General features: G+C 41.4%; 20 protein-coding genes. 3 read left to right on the top strand and 17 right to left on the bottom strand.

Going from position 1 to position 21,841, the window contains the following annotated elements; translation table 11 throughout:
* Genes K6V30_RS15130 through cas6 form a run of 3 tightly spaced genes read right to left on the bottom strand, consistent with a single transcriptional unit; the run spans position 1 to position 3,390 of the window.
* A complete protein-coding gene (locus K6V30_RS15130; RefSeq protein ID WP_055269382.1) occupies positions 1-2,154 on the bottom strand; it encodes a CRISPR-associated helicase/endonuclease Cas3 in 2,154 nt (717 codons plus the stop codon).
* Complete coding sequence (locus K6V30_RS15125) at positions 2,141-2,707, bottom strand: hypothetical protein (protein WP_055269381.1); 567 nt, start codon at positions 2,705-2,707, stop codon at positions 2,141-2,143. Before K6V30_RS15125 ends, K6V30_RS15130 begins: the two co-directional genes overlap by 14 nt.
* Positions 2,708-2,718: 11 nt before the next feature.
* Positions 2,719-3,390, bottom strand: a complete 672-nt coding sequence (gene cas6 / locus K6V30_RS15120) for a CRISPR-associated endoribonuclease Cas6 (RefSeq protein ID WP_055269380.1) — start codon at positions 3,388-3,390, stop codon at positions 2,719-2,721.
* 227 nt (positions 3,391-3,617) lie between these two features.
* Between cas6 and map the strand changes: the two genes are divergently transcribed.
* Positions 3,618-4,472: a type I methionyl aminopeptidase gene (gene map / locus K6V30_RS15115; RefSeq protein WP_055269379.1), complete on the top strand. Its 855-nt coding sequence runs from the start codon at positions 3,618-3,620 to the stop codon at positions 4,470-4,472.
* The gene (locus K6V30_RS15110; RefSeq protein WP_055269378.1) at positions 4,472-5,701 is read left to right on the top strand and encodes a DNA recombination protein RmuC; all 1,230 of its coding nucleotides are present in this window, start codon (positions 4,472-4,474) and stop codon (positions 5,699-5,701) included. Before map ends, K6V30_RS15110 begins: the two co-directional genes overlap by 1 nt.
* 139 nt (positions 5,702-5,840) lie before the next feature.
* Here K6V30_RS15110 and K6V30_RS15105 read toward each other — a convergent pair whose 3' ends face one another.
* The 9 genes from K6V30_RS15105 to K6V30_RS15065 form a co-directional block, all read right to left on the bottom strand.
* A complete protein-coding gene (locus K6V30_RS15105) occupies positions 5,841-7,502 on the bottom strand; it encodes an IS1182-like element ISBthe2 family transposase (protein ID WP_224207163.1) in 1,662 nt (553 codons plus the stop codon).
* 130 nt (positions 7,503-7,632) lie between these two features.
* Entirely contained in the window at positions 7,633-8,409 is a 777-nt protein-coding gene (locus tag K6V30_RS15100; protein ID WP_224207162.1) for a hypothetical protein, read from the bottom strand.
* On the bottom strand, positions 8,342-9,280 hold the full coding sequence (locus tag K6V30_RS15095; RefSeq protein ID WP_224207161.1) for a M56 family metallopeptidase: 939 nt from the start codon (positions 9,278-9,280) through the stop codon (positions 8,342-8,344). The genes K6V30_RS15100 and K6V30_RS15095 overlap by 68 nt, the downstream gene beginning before the upstream one ends.
* Positions 9,281-9,350: 70 nt before the next feature.
* Positions 9,351-9,719 carry a BlaI/MecI/CopY family transcriptional regulator gene (locus K6V30_RS15090; protein WP_055271729.1) on the bottom strand — a complete coding sequence of 123 codons (369 nt, stop codon included), beginning with the start codon at positions 9,717-9,719 and terminating at the stop codon, positions 9,351-9,353.
* Positions 9,720-9,938: 219 nt separating this feature from the next.
* Complete coding sequence (nhaA, locus tag K6V30_RS15085) at positions 9,939-11,258, bottom strand: Na+/H+ antiporter NhaA (protein ID WP_022301529.1); 1,320 nt, start codon at positions 11,256-11,258, stop codon at positions 9,939-9,941.
* Between the two features lie 45 nt (positions 11,259-11,303).
* On the bottom strand, positions 11,304-12,482 hold the full coding sequence (locus K6V30_RS15080; protein WP_010538318.1) for a cation:proton antiporter family protein: 1,179 nt from the start codon (positions 12,480-12,482) through the stop codon (positions 11,304-11,306).
* A 141-nt stretch (positions 12,483-12,623) separates the two neighbouring features.
* Positions 12,624-14,405, bottom strand: a complete 1,782-nt coding sequence (gene lepA / locus K6V30_RS15075) for a translation elongation factor 4 (protein WP_055271718.1) — start codon at positions 14,403-14,405, stop codon at positions 12,624-12,626.
* Between the two features lie 129 nt (positions 14,406-14,534).
* A complete protein-coding gene (locus tag K6V30_RS15070) occupies positions 14,535-14,735 on the bottom strand; it encodes a winged helix-turn-helix domain-containing protein (protein WP_008761257.1) in 201 nt (66 codons plus the stop codon).
* 155 nt (positions 14,736-14,890) lie between these two features.
* A complete protein-coding gene (locus K6V30_RS15065; protein WP_029425585.1) occupies positions 14,891-15,349 on the bottom strand; it encodes a C-GCAxxG-C-C family protein in 459 nt (152 codons plus the stop codon).
* Positions 15,350-15,425: 76 nt separating this feature from the next.
* Here K6V30_RS15065 and K6V30_RS15060 point away from each other — a divergent pair, with 76 nt between their 5' ends.
* Complete coding sequence (locus tag K6V30_RS15060) at positions 15,426-15,833, top strand: secondary thiamine-phosphate synthase enzyme YjbQ (protein ID WP_010538321.1); 408 nt, start codon at positions 15,426-15,428, stop codon at positions 15,831-15,833.
* Between the two features lie 44 nt (positions 15,834-15,877).
* Here the strand turns inward: K6V30_RS15060 and K6V30_RS15055 are convergent, their stop codons facing one another.
* The 5 genes from K6V30_RS15055 to pheT form a co-directional block, all read right to left on the bottom strand.
* Positions 15,878-16,642 carry an exodeoxyribonuclease III gene (locus K6V30_RS15055; RefSeq protein WP_010538322.1) on the bottom strand — a complete coding sequence of 255 codons (765 nt, stop codon included), beginning with the start codon at positions 16,640-16,642 and terminating at the stop codon, positions 15,878-15,880.
* A 29-nt stretch (positions 16,643-16,671) separates the two neighbouring features.
* Positions 16,672-17,925, bottom strand: a complete 1,254-nt coding sequence (locus K6V30_RS15050; RefSeq protein ID WP_010538323.1) for an Nramp family divalent metal transporter — start codon at positions 17,923-17,925, stop codon at positions 16,672-16,674.
* A 165-nt stretch (positions 17,926-18,090) separates the two neighbouring features.
* Positions 18,091-18,336, bottom strand: coding sequence for a TIGR03905 family TSCPD domain-containing protein (locus tag K6V30_RS15045; RefSeq protein WP_055271720.1), 246 nt, complete (start codon positions 18,334-18,336; stop codon positions 18,091-18,093).
* A 7-nt stretch (positions 18,337-18,343) separates the two neighbouring features.
* Positions 18,344-19,081 (bottom strand): YebC/PmpR family DNA-binding transcriptional regulator, encoded by a 738-nt coding sequence (locus K6V30_RS15040; RefSeq protein ID WP_010538325.1) that lies wholly within the window; start codon positions 19,079-19,081, stop codon positions 18,344-18,346.
* Positions 19,082-19,116: 35 nt separating this feature from the next.
* Complete coding sequence (pheT, locus tag K6V30_RS15035) at positions 19,117-21,579, bottom strand: phenylalanine--tRNA ligase subunit beta (RefSeq protein ID WP_055271722.1); 2,463 nt, start codon at positions 21,577-21,579, stop codon at positions 19,117-19,119.
* Positions 21,580-21,841 lie beyond the last annotated feature (262 nt).

Raw genomic sequence — 21,841 nt, 5'->3', positions numbered from 1 at the left:
CTACCATATTTGATAATTAGTATCGTAATTTTCTGCTCCGGTTTTAGCTAAATCCAATCCTCTCTCCGAAGAATATGCAATATCCGGAACGACAAATGGATGAGCACCAATATCCAATTGTTTCAATCTTTTCCATCGTAAAGAACTATATCTGACCGGAATTTCCATTAAAATTCGTTCTTCCTTATCAGCCTCTCTATACTTACCACTCTCATCATCTTCCTGTGTAATACATACTACAGAATCGATATCAAGTTTTTCAATCAGTGCAGACTTGGGAAGATGCCAAAGCTCTTTTAATCTCCATTTACCATCTACAAATACGGCATCCAAATCAATATTAAGCATCTCTACTTTAGGATATACCTGATTTATTAATGACTGTAGTTCTGTCTCTCTCAAAAGCTCACCACCATCTGGCAATACCTTAAAGCTATCCCTTAATATTTTAGGATTATAAGGCAAACAGTCAGGATCTTTTTGGGGTGGTGCTATTATGTAAATCGGTTTGTACTTTCCAATGGTTTCAGCAGTACGTTTCCTGTTTATTCTTCCAAAACGCTGAATTAATGCATCAATAGGAGCAGTTTCTGTTATCATCAAATCAAAACTTATATCCAGACTAACTTCAACGACCTGTGTAGCAACTACAATACAAGCATACGGACTCACATTGTATTCATTCTTCAATTCTTTTTCAAGACGATTTCTATCGCCCCGTTTGAAGCGGCTATGGATCAGCATCTTTTTTGTTTTAGGATAGAGTTCTTCTATTTGTTCAAAAATGACTTGTGCATTAGCAACCCGATTGCATACTATTAAAATTTTCTTCTCCTGTTCCACAGCTTGTTGAAGAACAGGAAGTAAATCAGTAAATGCTTCTGCCTTATATATTTCGTGTCGATTGAACAAAGTCAATACCTCATCTGATAATTGCACATATTGCACTTGCTCTTTTCCTAAAATCTCAAGAATTTCTTTCTCCAAAGCAGAAGGTATTGTGGCAGTTCCTACATGAATCCGGCAACCTACATGATTCAACACTTCAATCATCTTCAAAACAATAGCCTGCATTATATCCGAATAAGTATGAATCTCATCCAGTATAATATCACACCCTTGCAAATCAAATAAAACAGACTCATATCCCCTTATACCAAAAGCAATGGAAGCAAGTTGATGCGGAGTCAGCACTTTTATCGATGCACCAAATTTATCCTGTATCACTTTTTCTGTAATACGTTCCTCACCGATAAGAAGTTGTGATATAGAATGCAGCAAACGAATATCCTCCACATGATCTCCCAAATCATGAAGAATACGTTCATACATGGCATTGATAGAAGCCTGAAAAGGCAATGTATAAAAGATACGCCCTCGACAACGCTTGATAAGAAAGTCTGTTTTCCCTGCCCCTGTAGGTGCTTTCACAAAAGTATGCTTCTTAGTTCCATCCGAATCAATAAGCGATAACGGATACAACTCACCCTTTCTATTATAAAAACTGACATCAGGATCGGCAAACAATGCCGGCACCTTCTCTTTAAAGTCTCCGACAGCGGAAGCTATATGATCAGCCCCCATCAGCAAGCCTTTCCATTGAGACCATCCCTTTTGTCTTTTCCTGCAATGATCCAAAGCAAAATAATAAGCTTCACGTGCATCCTCTTCAGTAATCACTGTTTCATGAGTAACTCCGGGAAATTTTAATTCCGCCAAAATTCCTATAGCTTCAGAAGCCCATAACGAAAAGTCAGATAGATGAAACTGAAGAATATCCTCTTCATATTCATTTTCCAAATCTATAATTCCTGTCCCCGAAACATCTTTGTAGATCGATTTGTGGTGGGCTACGATCATATCTATCATAAAAGGTTGCAAATCAGGAGACACGAGTTTCAAAAAAAACAAGGAAGCTATTTCGTGCCGGAAAGGTAATTCTAATGGAGACGGTTTACTTCTCAATCTCTTTTGAAACACAACACTAGCTTTACCAATATCGTGCAACAATGCACCCTGAAGGGCAACCTCAGTATCCATTCCGGCATAACGGGCTGCTACAACTGCAAAATCAGCAACAGACTCCAAATGTGATTCCAAAGTAGTAGCTCCGTTTTCTACACTCTTGGCTAAAATATGATTATAATTGTTCATACCTTTCTTTTTGGACAGGATTGCCGACTATTTCAATATACCCCACCATTTCTTCATTTTCTTTGAATCGGTTATATCCGACAAGAAATGAATCTGAATTTGTCTCAAAACGAAGTTCATATCCGTCCAGCCGATCAAATTCCTCTTGAGTCATCTCCTTAATTGAAGCATCCGGTAAAAGCACATCTTCATTTCTACATAAACAAATATGTTGTAGTGCTGCTCTTTCAGCATCATCCGAGTACTCAAAAGCTAGATATAAACTAGGGTAAAGCATTACGCCACGCTTAAGAATAGAACGTTCTTTTATATATTGTTTTCCCTTTTTACTCCAAGCTTTAGCTTGAACTACTTCTTGTTGTACATCGATACCGGCATAGATTAACCTATGCCTTAATATACTTTTCACTTCAAGTTTTTGCCTGATCCCTTCTACTATGGAAGGAGTCAGAAATTGCTGAGAATAAGTTTCACCACCACTTGCATCCCTAACTGCGGTCCAAGGCTTGATAAAGCCAAAAGGACCTGTAAATTTAACTACATAGTATTTCATAACAGATAGTTTTATAACAAAGAACCGAATGAAGAACCTGTTGAATTTCCAAGACCTACTGTCCATGCAAATAGTTTACTTTGCGGACTTCCGTGAATAATGACAGGACACATACTGGCTTTACTTTTGATACCATGTATTGTCACCATTTTAACTTGCTTCTTAGGATAAGTTAAGTCAAATTCTACTTTCAGAGTTTCATCTTCAGGCAATCCAGCCTCTTGCATCTTATGCCTTAGCGTTTCCGTCATTAGCATATTACTGTCCACATCATCATACAAGTAGAATTTATAATTCTGAATCCCATCTTGAAATCGCTTAATAAAAACAGGAGAAGCGAGTCTGAAAGATTGTGCATCTTCTGAAAATAATGGTTGATTGACCACAGTTATATCTCGTACTTCAAGTCCACAAAACATTTCCGGATCAGACAGAATAGTTCTTATTAATATCTTAAGATATTCTTCTTCATAAAAACTAACAAAAAAATTTGCGCCTTCAGAAAAAGTAAACCCTTGATTTTTAATCATTTTTCCACCTAATAGCCAAGAAAAAGAATACAAAGAAATCTTATCATGTATCTCATTATTTCCTAACCATTTATGAATGGTTCCTATGAGCTTCTGTTGATAATCAAAAGGAAGTACAGAAGAATTTGGAGTGGTTCGTATGTATATTCTCATATTCGTTTTATTTTTACGTTGCAAGTAAAAGATTTTATTTTAAAATCCAGTATATTTATTCCTCTTTTTTTAGATATATGTTCAGAAACATAAAAGGAAAACCAATATCACAAAGTAAAAAATTACGTATCCTATTTATAAAGATAACAAAGTTTTAGAAAGCCGGAAAGAGTATCTTCCATTTATTCTCGTACCTTTGTAGTACGATTAAAAAACATCCTATAATAATGAAGAACTTTATCAAGGGATTCCGGTTTACTCCCTCCAATTATCCGGCTGAAGTAGAAGCGAAAATACAGAAATACAGAAAACAAGGTTACAAGCTCCCACCGCGTAAAGTGCTGCGTACACCCGAGCAACTGGAAGGAATCCGTGAGAGTGCGAAGATCAATACTGCCTTATTAAATTATATTTCGGAAAATATCCGCGAAGGAATGTCTACTGAAGAGATTGACGTTATGGTATATGACTTCACCACAAAGCATGGTGCTATCCCTGCCCCTCTCAACTACGAAGGATTTCCTAAAAGTGTCTGTACCAGCATTAACGATGTAGTGTGCCACGGCATTCCCAGCAAAACGGAAATACTACAAAGCGGAGATATAATCAATGTAGATGTTTCCACCATTTACAAAGGATATTTCTCCGACGCATCCCGCATGTTCATGATTGGTGACGTGAGTCCCGAAATGCGTAAACTGGTTCAGGTAACTAAAGAATGCATGGAAATAGGCATAGCTGCTGCACAGCCATGGAAACAACTAGGAGACGTAGGCGCTGTTATTCAGGAACATGCAGAAAAGAATGGATTCAGCGTAGTACGCGATCTTTGCGGGCATGGCGTAGGTATGCAATTTCACGAAGCACCGGATGTGGAACACTTCGGACGTCGTGGAACGGGAATGATGATTGTTCCGGGTATGACCTTTACCATTGAACCGATGATAAATATGGGCACTTACGAAGTGTTCGTTGACGAAGCTGACGGATGGACGGTATGTACAGATGACGGACTACCCTCTGCCCAATGGGAAAACATGATTCTGATTACTGAAACCGGAAACGAAATTCTGACTTATTGATGGAGCTGATTCTACTTATTGTTATTGCCGTATTAGCAGTAATCTCGATTGTACTATCACTGGTAAAAGGAAATAACCATGCCCAAGCAGAGCAATTGCAAACAGCCTTGCGCCAACAAATGCAAGAAAACCGTGAAGAACTAAACCGCAGCATACGGGAACTCCGCATGGAAATGACCCAAACACTGAATCAGAATATGCAACAACTGCAAGACGTGCTGCATAAGAATATGATGACGAGCGGAGAACTGCAACGCCAAAAGTTCGACACGATGGCACGCCAACAAGAGGTTCTGATAAAATCGACTGAAAAGCGTTTGGATGACATGCGGCTGATGGTGGAAGAGAAACTGCAGAAAACCTTGAATGAACGCATTGGCCAGTCCTTTGAAATCGTCCGCTCACAATTGGAAAATGTACAGAAGGGACTGGGAGAAATGAAGTCTCTCGCACAAGATGTCGGTGGACTGAAGAAAGTATTGAGCAACGTGAAAATGCGCGGTACATTCGGAGAGGTTCAGTTGGGAGCACTGCTGGAACAGATGATGAGTCCGGAACAATATGACGCTAATGTAAAAACCAAGAAAAGCGGAACCGAATTCGTGGAATTTGCCATTAAGCTTCCTGGCAAGGATGATACGAACAGCACTGTATACCTGCCTATCGATGCCAAATTTCCGAAAGACATATACGAGCAGTATTACGACGCTTTCGAAGCCGGAGATACCTCATTGATAGAGTCATCCGGCAAGCAGTTGGAAGTAACAATCAAAAAGATGGCGAAAGATATTCACGACAAATATGTAGACCCGCCTTTTACGACAGACTTTGCGATTATGTTCCTGCCTTTCGAAAGTATTTATGCGGAAGTGATCCGAAGAACAAGTTTGGTAGAGACGCTGCAAAAAGAATATAAGATTGTTGTGACGGGACCGACTACTCTTGGAGCTATTCTGAACAGTCTTCAAATGGGATTCCGCACACTGGCTATTCAAAAGCGTACCGGAGAAGTATGGACTGTATTAGGAGCAGTCAAAACAGAATTCAGCAAATTCGGAGGTCTGCTCGAAAAAGTACAGAAGAACCTGCAAAGTGCCGGTGACCAATTGGAAGAAGTAATGGGAAAAAGGACTCGCGCCATTGAACGGAAACTACGCCAAGTAGAACAATTACCGCATGAGGAGAGTCAAAAGATTCTACCGATAGCAGATGATGGGGATGACGAATAAAATAGCCATTATCAAACTTTTAAAATGGTGTCACTATCCGGTCGGGATAGTGTAACTATGCAGATTGGATGGGGCTGTGTCAAAACTAAGGCACATCCCCTTCTTTTTTTAATATAAAATAGTCGTTCCTCTTTTTTGTCTATGCGACTATTTTTTCAGTAATTAGGTAATAAGGCTTAATATTCGTCGTATTTTGAGTCACACGTGGTCTGATAAAGATAAATATAGTGTGTGTACTCCTTCTCTTTCCTGCTTTTAGTAGTTTTGTACACATCTTTTTGATATTAAAAGCTATAGCAAAGAAGGCAAAGTCCATTGTAACCTTGTCTTCTCCCACATGCCGGAACCTTTTGTATGCCATGTTGTGTTTCATTTGTCCAAAAACTGCTTCCGGTTCTATACATCGCCTTCCCCTATGCCTGATGCCTTCTTCCGAGAGTAACCTTTCCCGTGCCTGCCGTTTGTATTGGTTTAACCGGTGGTTGACTTCTATCATACGGTTCCCCCGAGCTTTAAAGCAACTGCCACACAAAGGACACCCTTCACATCTTTGTGCTTTATATAGGGCACTTTCGGTGATGTATCCGCTTGCTGTTTTGTCACGTCTAGTTCCTATACGGTTCATGTGCTGCCCCATAGGACAAACGTAATAATCCTCCCCCGCATTGTAATGGAGACTCTCCGCATGGAATGGATTGGGGGTATAACGGGGACGCTGTTCTTTATGGAAGTAGTTGTACTTGACAAAGGCTTCTATCCCATTATCTTGCATGAACCGATAATTTTCTTCCGAGCCGTAACCGGAGTCTGCCACACCGACAGTTGGTAAGCGGTTATAGCGTTGCTCAAAGGAGTGGAAGAAAGGTATGAGGGTCAGTGTGTCGGTTGGGTTGGGAAACAGTCGGAAGTCTATGAGGAATTGGTTCTCGGTACCTATTTGCAGATTATATCCGGGTTGGGTCTGTCCGTTTCTCATGGCGTCTTCTTTCATGCGCATGAAGGTGGCATCAGGATCGGTCTTGGAGTAGGAGTTGCGTTCTCCAAGAGTATCAAGATGGTTGTCGTATTCTATCAACTTGTCACGGTACTCCTCAAGTTCCCGGACCTGTTTCTTCTTTTCCCGGATGACCTTCTTTTGTTCCTTGTCCTTTGTTACAGGATGGTGTTCCAGCACCTCTTTAAGTTCATTCACTATATCTGAGAGCATGGCGGGAGTGAACTCTACGGGTGTATCTTTCATGGAGTTCTCTTGGGCTATGACTTCATCCACCTGCTCCAGGAGAATGCGGATCTTATCCATCAGCTTTGTACGGTTCTTTTCGACTGTCTTGCGCCAGACAAAAGTATATTTGTTGGCTTTGGACTCAATCTTGGTACCGTCGATATACTCTACGTCAAGGCTGATGAAACCTTTGTCGGCAAGGACAAGAACCAACTGCGTGAATACGGTATTTATTTCCTCTTTTACACGGTTTCGAAAACGGTTGATGGTAATAAAATCCGGATGTTCATTACCGGAAAGCCAGATATAATGAATATCACGTAGGAGAAGATTCTCTATTTTGCGGCACGAATAGATATTGTTCATGTAGGCGTAGATAATCACCTTAAGCATCATTTTAGGATGATAAGGACAACGACCGGTTGCTTTATAAAGCTTCTTGAAATTGTCAAGATTGAGATTATCAACAACAGTATTAACTATGCGAACCGGATCGTTCGCTGCTATGTTTTCATCAATTCTTCCGGGAAAAAGAACGGTTTGGTTGGGAAGGTAAGGACGAAAATGTAACTTTGCCATAACGAAAAACTTTATGCCTAAAGATACAAAAACTTTGGGTAATAACAAAGCCCGGGCTTGTGAAAGTCTGGGCTTTGTGCATAAAAAAAGGTTGTGCCAGCGTTTTGACACAACCTCATATCAAAATTTATCAGCCATCAGTTGAGCTATATGTTATCTTGAGAGCACTAGCTTCCCGCAGTACTTGCTTGACATCTGTCACGAATCCTATCTTGCACTCCTTCTCTATCTTGAGGCCAACAACCAAACTTTCCGGATCAGTTTGCTTCGCACGTGCAGCAGTGACTTTCTGTTTCAACTCTGTTAAAGTAAAATCCTTAACTACTTCCTGTCCTTCCGAAGTGTGAATCGTTACCACAATGCCACTGATTCTTTCCTCCACTGGAAGTTCCTTTAATCCATATTTTTTCGGAGCCCCTTCTATTAAAAGAATCGGAAACAAGCGGTCAAGATGCTCTTTACTCTTATCTGTTGATGTAACTGACAGATCAGCACGTATTTGCTCAAATGCCCCTTTCGCTTCTTTGAGGATAGTGGTAATTGCAGCAATTTCAGTTCCGCGATCATACTGAAAGAAAACAACCTGAGCATCTTGCCTGCTACTTTCCTCCCATGACTTCAACAAGTTCTTTATAATAGCAGACTTCAACTCATCCATCGAGGTAAATTTGCCATCGAACAACACCTTATTATCGGCATTAACCAAAAGCTGGTGAGCCTGCTTCTCCTTTACCCAGGAAGGTGGATTCGATCCATTGACCAGTTTACTATACTTCTCTTCTTCCTTTCTGAAGAAAATCATCAAAGACACATAATCATCCGCTTTATCCTGCTGAATTTCAGTCTGAATCTGCTGCGGTATTTCTTTCACTTCCGGCTGTGCGAACACATAAAGTGCGCCAGCCATTACAGGCACGGCAAGCAATAGCTTCAATCGTGCCCAACGATTGGTTCTTTCTTTTAACATCATAGTGATACGTTTTTTTAAGTTTAGAGTGATTAAAGCCATTAGCCATAGAGTAGAGCCTTGTGCCAACAGCTTTTTTCACCAGTAATAATTGATATTTAGTTGCATCGACGCCTGTATTAATTACGCCATTATCGGCTTCAAATTCATGTATTTCCTGCAACTCCCGTTTGAGTAGCCATATAACAGGATTAAACCAATGAACAAGCAGGAAAATCTGCATAAACAATAAATCCAATGTGTGATGATTTCGTAAATGCATCATTTCATGGAGGAGTACTTCTTCGGACTGCCGGGAATAATCAGATGCTGAAACAACAATGTATCTGCCCCAACTAAACGAAGCAATCGGCTGCCGGGGAATCACCAATATATAGTTTCCATACCGTTTTTTCTCTGACATGCGAATTAACTGAGCCAAACGGCAGGTAGATACAGACAACCAGACAAATGTCAACAAAGTTCCTGCTCCATATATAGTCCCCAAAGTTACAGGAATCCAATTCAAAGATGAGATTTCCGTATTCTTTTCAGACAGGAGAATCTCGTTTCCCGGCTCTTCCGGATTTGACATGACCTGCTCCGTACTTTGCAAAATCTCGTGAATGGCATACAGAGGGGTATGCAAAAATGTCTCTTCAGTAGTTGTCAGCTCTATAAGTGGAAGCAAAGTACATCCTGACAATCCGACTAACAAAGTAATACGATTGAAACGGAAAAAAGTACTCCGACTCATCATCAGCTTAAAGAAAATATAAAAGATCACCAAGCAACATCCGGATTTCAGCAGATAGAATAAAAAGGCTCCCATTGTGTTTTCAGATTAAAAGTTATTTGTCTATAGAATAAAATCCGTATCTGTCTGACAGACTACAGAGAGATTAATTCTTCTTTTTGCCTTGCTCTATATACTCTATCAATGCTTTAAGTTCATCAACCGACATGCCTTCTTCTTCAATAAAAGAAGACACTACATTGATATAGGAGTTATTATAATATTGGGAAACAACTTCTTTGAGTGCCGAACTTTTATACTCCTTTTCTGAAATAAGCGCATAATACTGGTAGGTATTTCCATAGGCTTTATATCCTACAAAGCCCTTCTCTTCCAGCCCCCGCACAAGGGTAGAAACAGTATTGTAATGCGGTTTCGGCTCATCATAGAATGATAGAAGCTCACGAACAAACATAGGTCCATGTTCCCAGAATATACGCATAATCTCTTCCTCTTTCGTGGTCAATCGTTTCATCTGTTTCATAGTTGAATATATTATTTAGTTCTTACAATGGCACAAATATAATACTATTATTCGAACAAACAACTAATCATATTAGTTAATCTACTAATTAATGTAGTTGTTTAACTAATATTATTAGTAGATATCTTTTTCACCTTATTATATATACAATAAAAAAGGCATATCATCTGATAAATATCCGATATGCCTAATTCTATTATTTTTGAATTATTATTTCCGCCTTCGGGCAGGTAATACTATCCATAGAACAATATACCCCAATAAGCCTGAGAGAATAGTTCCTGACAGCACTCCGAACTTAGCCTGATTCAATAGAATAGGAAAGTTTGCTCCAAAAGAAAGATTGGCAATAAAAAGTGACACCGTAAAACCAATCCCTCCCAAAAGAGCGATACCGGAAAGATTCGTCCAAGTCATACCCGGCGGCATCGGAGTCAGTTTTATCTTTATAGCCAACCAAGTAAAGAAGTAAATTCCTGCAAACTTTCCGAACAATAAGCCTGCTGCTACTGCAATACCTACATCTCCTACCAACTCGCCGCCACCACTAAAGACGACGCCGGCATTGACAAAGGCAAACAACGGAAGGATCAAATAATTGACAGCTCCATGCAAATTATCTTCAAAAGACTGAAGGGGGCTAATAACACGGTCGGAAGCTGATTCAACCTCTTTCAGTTTGGCAATCTGCTCATTAGTTAACACAATACTTCCCGATTCCATCACTGGGAAACCTGCGATTGTATGACGAATATGCTCAATGTATTTCCCTACATCCAGACGAGGCTTCGCCGGAATAACAAAAGCCAGAATAACTCCCGAAATAGTACTATGGATACCCGATTGCAAAAATAAATACCATATAACGACACCAATCACTAAAAAGAAAATCTTATTCGTCGCACCACGCTTACCTATAAAATAAAGTAGAATGTAAAGTAAGACAGCTACCAGAATGTATCCATACGACACATGCGAACTATAGAAAATAGCAATTACGAGAATACCTCCAATATCATCAACCACTGCAAAAGCCGTCAGAAATATCTTCAGACTCAACGGAACGCGACTTCCCAACAAACTCAAGACTCCTAACGAGAAAGCAATATCCGTCGCCATTGGAATAGCCAGCCCCTGCCCTCCCTCACTACCCGGAGGACAAATTGACATAAAAACGAGCACCGGCAGCAGCATCCCCCCACAAGCAGCAATAAAGGGAAGCGCTGCTTTGCGGAAAGAAGAAAGTTCACCCACTAATAACTCCCGCTTAATCTCCAACCCTACCAATAAGAAAAATATAGTCATCAGTCCATCATTGATGAACTCAATCATCCGCAGATTCTCTCCACCATGCGAAAGCAGATTAAAATCACCAATCTGCAAATGAAGCTCATGCAAGAGGAACTCCTGATAAACCGGAGCTACCGGAGAATTAGCGATAATAGCAGCTGCAATTGCCGCTACAAACAAGAGGATACTCGCCGCAATATTCATTGACGAGAAATTTCGCATAGTACGCAAAATTGTCATAATGAAAAGTGTTTATAGTATTAGATTCGCAATATACGGATTTTCTCAATCATTATAGCTCCTTAAAGCCAGGTTTTTCACCCAAAGAACAAATATGCCCGTCAAAATAAGGTTCAATACCAATGTAAGCACAGAGATTACCAATGCCGGACCTCCGAGATTATAACCTAATGCAATAAATATAATTCCGGCACCTACCTCTCCACGAGTGAACATACCAATAGAAAGAGCCAGTCGTTCGCTCAACTTCCGGTCACGATAGAAGAACATCGGACAAAGTTTTCCTATATTCGACAAGAAAGAGACTATGACAACATGGAACAAAATCATCCCCCATGACATCATTTCCTGCGAACCTGTCACCGAATGAGTACCTGCATGAGTTTCCGCAAAGTTGACTCCGATAAAATGAGGCATACTCATTCCTACCAGGAACATAAACAGGAAGGAAATTCCGGTAGAGACTTTCCGTTCCACAGGGGTGTCATGCTCTTCGTGCTTCATGATCATACCCAATACAAATGCCGGTAACAGTACTTCGATATGGATGCTTCCTTCCTCTCCGTACAGTTCTTTACTGCCAAGATAAAGTATCTGCGTAGCCAGAAATATGATAACGGAGTAGAAAAGAATAGCCTTCCAGTCCTGCCGCCAATTATATTTATTCAACTGCCGCCAACCGACAGACAGCAACATAAATACAATGACCACTACAATAATCAATTGCCAGCGCAAACCAATCATCATTATCTGAAGGGGGATCATCAGAATAATCGTATCCAAGTCGTCAAAAATAGCCAAAACCTGAATCTTCTTATATATCCAGCTCGACTTCAAACCGATAGCCGCCAACATCGTAAATAAAATGCCGGCTGACGTAGGCGCAGCAAAACGGCTTAACAACAGGTTTTCTTTCCAAGCCTCCCAACTGTTCCAGTAATCAGGCGGAAGAAGTACGAATACGTAATAGATAGCAATCATAAACCAAGGTAAGGCGGCTGTAGCCATCGCTATAAAGTAATCCTCGGCATAACTTTTCCAGCGGACTTTGTCGAGCACAAATTCCCGCCCCACATTAATCATTATAAAACTAAGACATACATAAAGTAGTATATTCGACAGGACCTTAACGGCTCCATATCCTTCTCCCGCTATCATCGGAAGGAATTGTGAAATGACGAGCCCCAACATCAGGAAGCCCGAAAAAGACAGAACTTTTCTCATATTTATAGTTGTTTGTTTCAAAAAAGACGATTGCCAAGGAAAGCTCTGCAGACAGAAGGCAATCACCTGGTGTATTAAAAAACTAACCGCAAGCCGATTTGTTCAGAATATCTCTCTGAAAAATCGCTTGCGGTTCGTCTTTTAATCCAGCTTCAGTACAGCGAGGAAGGCTTTCTGCGGCACTTCCACGTTACCGATTTGTTTCATTCGTTTTTTACCTTTTTTCTGCTTTTCAAGCAGTTTACGTTTACGGCTTACGTCACCGCCATAACATTTTGCAGTTACATCCTTACGAACTGCCTTAATGGTTTCACGAGCTATAATCTTAGCCCCGATAGCTGCCTGAATAGCGATTTCAAACTGCTGGCGAGGAATTAATTCTTTCAGTTTCTCACACATCCGGCGTCCCATATCGTATGCGTTATCAAAGTGAATCAGCGTAGAAAGCGCATCAACCGGTTCACCATTCAACATGATATCCAATTTTACCAACTTGGAAGGACGGAAACCATTGGGATGATAGTCGAACGACGCATATCCTTTTGAAATACTCTTCAAACGGTCATAGAAGTCAATCACAATTTCTCCCAAAGGCATGTTATAATATATTTCCACACGATTGCCTGAAATATACTCTTGTTTGAGGAGTTCCCCACGTTTACCCAGACAGAGGGTCATGATCGGACCAATATAATCGGTAGTCGTGATAATGGACGCTTTGATATAAGGTTCTTCAATATGATCGATCAAAGTCGGATCAGGCATACCACCGGGATTATGCACTTCTCTCATATTGCCTTGCTTATCATATATATTATAAGATACGTTAGGCACGGTAGTAATCACATTCATATCAAATTCACGGTCGAGACGTTCCTGCACAATTTCCATATGAAGCAATCCGAGGAATCCGCAACGGAAACCGAAGCCCAGCGCCAGTGAAGATTCCGGCTGGAAAGTCAGGGAAGCATCATTCAACTGCAATTTCTCCAAAGAAGCACGCAGATCTTCAAAATCTTCCGCCTCAATCGGATAGACTCCGGCAAATACCATCGGCTTTACTTCCTCAAAACCTGCGATAGCTTTATCACACGGACGGGCTACATGGGTAATGGTATCTCCCACTTTCACCTCTTTCGAAGTCTTGATACCCGATATAATGTAACCTACATCTCCCGTACGAAGTTCGTTACGTGGAACCAGCTCCATTTTCAGTACGCCTACTTCATCTGCATCATACTCTTTTCCGGTATTGAAGAACTTTACTTTATCACCTTTGCGGATCACTCCGTTTTCAATCTTGAAATAAGCGATGATACCACGGAAAGAATTAAATACAGAGTCGAAAATCAATGCCTGCAACGGAGCTTCCTCATCACCTTCGGGATGCGGGATACGTTCGATCACAGCAGAAAGGATTTCTTCTACCCCCATTCCTGTCTTGCCGGATGCACGGATAATCTCATCACGTTTGCAGCCCAGCAATTCTACGATTTCATCCTCTACTTCCTCGGGCATGGCACTTGCCATATCGCATTTATTGATAATAGGGATAATTTCGAGATCATGCTCGATAGCCATATACAGATTGGAGATAGTCTGTGCCTGTACTCCCTGCGATGCGTCTACAATAAGCAGCGCACCTTCGCAAGCGGCAATGGAACGGGATACCTCATACGAAAAGTCCACGTGTCCCGGAGTGTCAATCAGGTTAAGGATATATTTTTCACCCTTATAGTTGTATTCCATCTGGATAGCATGGCTCTTGATGGTAATACCTCTTTCCTTCTCCAAATCCATATCATCAAGCATCTGCCCGTTAGTCACCTGAATAGTGTTGGTAAACTCCAACAAGCGGTCTGCCAAGGTCGATTTACCATGGTCAATGTGGGCAATAATGCAGAAGTTGCGTATATTCTTCATTCTGAATTCTTATTATTTTTATCTTTTTGGTGTGCAAAGATACGTAAATGACGGAATATAAAAAAATGCGTTGATAACATTATAACAATGTACCAACGCATTTTTTTATTGCTTAAGTGAGTTACTCGCTTAGATCAATTTGATGAAGAGTTCACCTTCTACTTCTTCAGCAGAAACTTTATCTTCTCTCAATAACCAGCCAAGGCCGAGGAACAAATCTTTGTCAACCAATTTAGTTGCTTTTTTCAGTTGCTTGGCAGTCATTCCTTCTGTTTCATTCAGTGCATTCCAGATATTACCTGCAATTACACCTGCTTTTTCTTTCAACATTTGCTTTTGAAATTATAGTTAGACATGCTTTAAAAATCATCCGGCCCGAAAGCTTTCAGATTTTATTTCGGGGACAAAGATAGTTATTTTTATGTTATATAACACTTTATTGAGTATTTTTTTACTGATTTTGTAATAAAAAAGCATTTTCCCCCTTATTTAGGGTGTTTTTCGAGGTATTCTACCCAAATTCTTGCCGCTTCTTCTACCATTTTAGCACACGGGCGTTTGCTATAATATTGAGTATTACGTTCTTCGGGAATAGTAGAAATCGGATCTTTTTTCTTCAATCCCAACAATTCTCCACAAATCAGCGACCCGTTACGTTTTTTAAATTCGGCAGCCAGTTCCTGCACTACTGCATAATTGGCAGCTTTTCCCTCACGATCTGTCGCCTCGGTAGCCCCGGTTTCCAGCCCGGCTACCAGGAAGAGGCCGCAAGCAGCTCCACAAGTCTCGCGCATCCGCCCGATACCTCCGCCAAAAGAGGCAGACATGCGTACCGCCTGTTCTTGAGTGAAACCATACATATCGGCAAATGCAGCTACTACAGACTGCGAGCAGTTATATCCACTCTTAAAAAGCTCTACAGCTTTTTGTATTCTATCTTCCATGCTATTTTCTGTTTTTATTTTCATGCAAAAGTATAAAAAAGTATCTTTGCAGCCGTTTTATTAACCAAAGAAAGTTATGGCTACAACATTTGATATTCAACTACCGCATTACTCACGCGGATTTCATCTGATCACGCGTGACATCGTTTCCCAACTGCCGGCACTTCCCGAAAGTGGTCTGCTGGTGGTCTTTATCAAACATACTTCGGCGGGACTGACTATCAATGAGAACGCAGATCCAGATGTTCGCCACGATTTCCAGACTTTCTTCAATAAACTGGTTCCCGACGGTGCTCCCTACTTCATTCATACGCTTGAAGGGCCGGACGACATGAGCGCTCACATCAAGGCTTCTCTGGTGGGTAGTTCCGTCACGATCCCCATTAAAAATCACCGTCTGAACCTCGGAACATGGCAAGGTGTCTACCTCTGCGAGTTTCGCGATGGAGGAGACACCCGCAAATTGAGTATTACTATCCTGTAATATTTCCAATAAAAATTGCGTTACCGTCCCGTCTTTAAGGAAAATCAGCGTTCTATTTCCAAAGCCATCGGACAATGATCTGAATGAACAGCCCCATTCAGTATGCTTGCGCTTTTCAGCAACGGACGTACCGGCTCACTGGTCATGCAATAATCAATCCGCCAGCCTTTATTCTTGGCGCGCGAATTAAAACGATAGCTCCACCAGGTATATTCCTGCTTTTCCGGATAAAGCAGACGGAAAGAATCAATAAATCCTGCTGATAGGAAGCGGGTCATCCATTCCCGTTCTTCCGGTAAAAAGCCACTGTTTGTTGCGTTACGGACAGGATCATGGATATCAATCGGCTCATGACAAATATTATAGTCACCGCAGAGGATGAGGTTGGGACGAGTCTTGCGCAGTTCTGTCACATATTTCTGAAAGTCTTCCAGCCACACCATTTTAAATGCCTGCCGTTCGTCTCCACTCGTTCCCGAAGGGTGGTAAACACTGACTACAGACAAGTCACCAAAATCTGCACGGATGAAGCGCCCTTCATTATCATACGCTTCTATTCCCATACCATATTCCACATGGTCGGGCTCCTGCTTTGTGAGGATTGCCACACCGCTATATCCCTTCTTCTGCGCAGAATAGAGATAAGACTTATAGCCCAAAGCTTCAAACACTTCTGCCGGATATTGGTCCGGTTGCAGTTTTGTCTCTTGCAGACAAAGAACATCCGGATTCTCCTGTACCAGCCATTCCGGCAAACCTTTAGAAACAGCAGCACGAAGCCCATTCACATTATAAGTAATAATCTTCATCATCTTATATTTATAGATTCATGTTCGTTTTATGAAAATAGCAGCATGATATTCAATACCGAAACAATAACTGCAATAGCATACAACACAAAAGTGCTCCAACGACTATTGACATAATTTCCCATTACTTTTCGGGATGAAGTCAGCCCTACCTGCAGGAATACCGTAAAAGGCAACTGGATACTCAATATCATCTGCGAGATCAATAATCCCTTGAAAGGATCGCCAATAAAGAAAATCAGTAACAGCGCAATTCCCAGCGACAGGATTACCCCCACCTGCGAGTGGCTGTCTTTGATGTGATAGGATTCTCCGAAGATACCGGCAAAGATAGAACCTGCTGCCATTCCACTTGTTATGGTAGACGAAATACCTGCCATCAACAGAGCCAATGCAAATACGATTGCAGCATTACTGCCCAGCAAAGGTTCGAGCAATGATTTAGCCTGTTGCAATTCTTCCACCTGGATACCACTTTTAAAGAAGGTGGCAGCAGCCAGCAGAATCATAGCACTATTAATTGCCCAGCCGACAATCATAGAGAAAAGAGTATCGAACAACTCATATTTCAAAACTTTCTTGATGGACGCGTCATCTTTCTTATTATACTCATGACTCTGGATTACCTCCGAATGCAGGAACAGATTATGGGGCATCACAACCGCTCCCAGCACACTCATTATAATCAGCATACTTCCCTTTGGAAAAGAAGGTGTCACCCAACCCATCGTTGCAGCCGGCCAGTCTATTTCTACCAAAAACAACTCATAAATGAACGAGAGACCAATCACTGAAACAAAAGCAATGATAGAACGCTCTATTTTTTTATAGGAATTGGTAAAAAGCATGATGGAAACAAAAAGAGTGGTCAGCACCGCCCCCCACATTATAGGCATATCAAATAACATCTCCAATGCGATGGCCCCTCCCAGAATCTCAGCCAGCGAAGTAGAGATAGAAGCCAATACTGCTGTACCCAGAATAGGACGGGACACCCATTTAGGAGTATATTTAGTAGCAGCTTCCGAAAGGCAAAGCCCTGTGACAATGCCTAAGTGAGCCACATTATGTTGGAGGACAATCAGCATGATGGTGGATAATGTAACCACCCAAAGGAGTGAGTACCCGAATTCGGAACCCGCAGCAAAATTAGATGCCCAGTTTCCCGGATCAATAAATCCGACAGTTACCAAAAGTCCGGGACCAATATATTTAAAAACATCCAGTCCGCCTAAATAGCGTTTATGATCTTTCCGTTTTAAATCTTGAAAAATATTCTTCATCATTGCATAATAGTTTATTCAGCACAAATATACTTATAAATAACGACCGAGGATTGATTTTGGTTCAAAATACCGACAAATAGGGAAAGGCACGGCAAACAAAAAAAGCCTCCGACAAAATGAATTGCCGGAGGCCAGTGTATATCTTATAAAGGAAAACTTCCGTTAATACCCCATTTCATGCAGTGCATGACACAACTGATCGGGGCAAGACGTCGGTCTGCCACTGCAACGTACTCCTTCAAGCTTTTTGATCACATCTTCCACTTTCATACCTTTTACCAGACGTGAAAGCCCCTGAAGATTTCCGTTACATCCTCCCCAAAAGGCAACTTCCTTCACAACTCCATCTTCTACATTCAGTTCGATGTTTGTGCTGCAAGTACCTTGGGTCCTATAAACATATTCCATAATCCGCTTATTCTTCGCCTTCTTCCGGCTTCATGTTTGTATAAACAGTCTGCACGTCATCAAATTCTTCAAGACGTTCGATCATCTTGTCCAAAGTTTCGCGTTGTTCCGGAGTTACCTCTTTCAGATCGTTTGGGATATAAGTAAAGTCACCGCCGACATCCTCGAAACCACATTCTTCAAGATGTTTCTGAATAGCGGCATAGCTCTTAGGATCACCGTAGATAGTGATTGTTCCTTCTTCGTCATCCTGTTCGTACTCATCTTCTACGTCGTAATCGATCAGATCGAGAATCAGTTCTTCCATATCCATGCCATCCTTTATCTTGAAAGTAAACATGCATTTATGGTCGAAAAGGAAAGCCAATGATCCCATTGTTCCAAGATTGCCACCGAATTTATTGAATACAGAGCGTACATCGGCTACCGTACGAGTGGTATTATCAGTCAATGTATCCACAAAGACAGCAATCCCGTGAGGACCGTATCCTTCGTAAGTCATGCTCTTGTAGTCGCTCTGGTCTTTACCCATTGCGTTCTTAATTGCACGTTCGATATTGTCCTTCGGCATATTCTCACGCTTACAAGTAGCGATGACCGAACGCAATGTAGGGTTATTTTCCGGTTCCGGACCACCAGCCTTCACGGCAATAGCAATCTGCTTACCCAGTCTTGTAAATGTTTTAGCCATGTGCCCCCATCTTTTCAGCTTAGCGGCTTTTCTATATTCAAATGCTCTTCCCATTGGTTTGTATTAATTTTGAATTGTGAATTTTAAAGTTATCTCAATTTCGCACCCAGTTTGTCTTCCAGATTCTTCACCAACTTAGACATGATCTTATCGATCATCTTATCGTTCAGCGTCTGAGTTTCATCCTGAAGGAGGAAGCTGACTGCATACGATTTCTTGCCTGCTTCAAGGTTCTTGCCTTCATATACATCGAAGAGTTCTACTTCTTTCAGCAGTTTCTTCTCTGTCTCATAGGCGATCTTTTCAATTTCGGCAAACTGTATATTCTTGTCAAGCAACAATGCCAAGTCACGTTTCACAGCCGGGAATTTGGAAATTTCCTTGTAGCTGATCTTCACAGAACGGATAGCCTTCATCAGTTCTTTCCAGTTCAGGTCGGCATAATATACTTCATTGTCGATATCAAACGCTTTCAGCAGTTTCTTTGTCACAACACCAAAAGAAGCAAGACGTTTGCCGCCTTTAGTATGAACAGAAAGTGCAGCAGCGAAAATATCGTCAGTCAGATTGCCAACTACCAGATTGTGCAAATTCAGTCCCAGACGCTTCAGTATATTTTCTACATAAGCCTTCAATTCGTATACCGAGCTGTTCTCATCCGGATGTGCCCATGAATTAGCAACTTTCTTTCCGGTTACCCACAACCCGAGGTGATAATCTTCCGAATAGGTAGCCAGTACTTTTTCAGGGTTCTTCTTGTCCGCATCGAAGTAATAGCAGTTACCGAATTCGAAGAATTTCAAATCAGCATTCTTACGGTTGGCATTGTGAGCAATGCTTTCCAGTCCGCCAAACAGCAATGTCTGACGCATACAGTTCAAATCGGCACTCAACGGATTCAACAGCATCACCAGATGGTTGGACGGATAGTTCTCCAAGCCATCGTAATAAGCCGCACGAGTCAGAGAGTTGTTCAATATTTCGTTGAAACCACAGCCAACCAATTGTTCTGCAACCAAATTCTGTAATTTATTTGATTTGTCATGTTCACCTTTGGTAGTCAGACTAGAATTCAGTGTAGTCGGGATTTCTACATTATTGTATCCGTAGATACGGAGAATATCCTCGATGACGTCGCAGTCACGCTGTACATCCACCCGATAAGGAGGAACAGCCAATGTCAGTCCTTCAGCTGTCTCATTCGTGATTTTCATTTCCAGACTGGTAACAATACTCTTGATCGTTTCCACCGGAATAACTTTACCAATCAACGAATTTACCTTCTCATAAGACAAGTCTACCACGAAGTCCTGTGGAGCAGCAGCACATACATCCTTAATTTCGGATGAGATAGTACCACCAGCCAGTTCTTTCACCATCAAGGCAGCCAGTTTCAGACAATAAATCACACCATTCGGATCGATACCACGTTCGAAACGGAAAGAAGCATCCGTATTCAGACCATGACGGCGGGCAGTCTTGCGCACCCATGTAGGATGGAAATAAGCACTTTCGATGAATACATCTGTCGTAGCTTCCGTAGAACCGGAATCCAGTCCGCCGAACACACCGGCAATACACATCGCTTCTTCTTTGTTGCAGATCATCAGATCGCGTTCGTTCAGCTTACGTTCCACTTCATCCAATGTGACGAATGGAGTTCCTTCTGCCAATGTCTTTACAATGACTTCATTGCCTTTGATCTTTCCGGCATCGAAGCAATGTAACGGCTGGCCGAAAGCATGAACGATATAATTAGTAATATCAACTACATTATTGATAGGACGCACACCGATCAGGCGCAATTTATTCTGCAGCCATTCGGGACTTTCCTTCACCGTAACGTCTTTCACCGTAACACCGGCATAGTGAGGACAGGCTTCGCTGTTTTCCACTATTACTTCGATGTCCAGATCGTGGTTTTCTACTTTAAACCCGTCTACTGACGGACGCTGTAAAGTAGCCTGTTTACCATTCTGGATCAGGTAAGCATACAAGTCACGGGCTACACCATAGTGTGAACAAGCGTCTGCACGGTTAGGAGTAATATCTACTTCGAGCACGTAGTCACTCTTGATATTATAATAGTCTTTGGCGAGAGTACCCGGCACAGCTTCAGCCGGCAACACAATGATTCCTGCATGATCGGTACCGATACCGATTTCATCTTCTGCACAAATCATACCTGTAGATTCTACACCACGGATTTTTGACTTCTTGATAGTAAAGCATTCATCACCGTCATAAAGTTTGGTACCCAAGGTGGCAACCACTACTTTCTGTCCGGCAGCTACATTCGGAGCCCCACATACAATCTGCACAGGTTCTCCGTCTCCCAGATTGACGGTAGTGATATGCAAATGGTCGGAATTCGGGTGTTCTTCGCAAGTCAGTACTTCACCGATCACGAGTCCTTCCAAACCACCCTTAATGGTTTGCACTTCTTCTACACCACCTGTTTCCAAGCCGATTGAGGTCAGCGCTGCAGCCGTTTCATCGGGTGTCAAATCAAAGTTGACATACTCTTTCAGCCAGTTATAAGAGATATTCATATAATTAAATTTTTATTGTTTCTCAAAAAGTTTCGCAAAGTTAATAAGATTTTTCGGTTGACATAGAACGATTTGAGAGAAAAATGTAAAGAGAAGCTAAACTAACAGGGTACCAGACTGTATTATTCTTCAATAAATTCAGGATTAGTGACGGTAGTGACAAAAATAGAGGGAGATATTACAGTATATATAGGAAAATAATTAATTCGAATTTTTATTTTTCATTTTACTAATTATTTATTTTCCTTTATATACTCTCAAA

It is taken from the genome of Bacteroides faecis, from assembly GCF_020091505.1.
Taxonomy (GTDB): Bacteria; Bacteroidota; Bacteroidia; order Bacteroidales; family Bacteroidaceae; genus Bacteroides; species Bacteroides faecis.
This window is presented reverse-complemented; position numbering and strand designations above follow the sequence as displayed.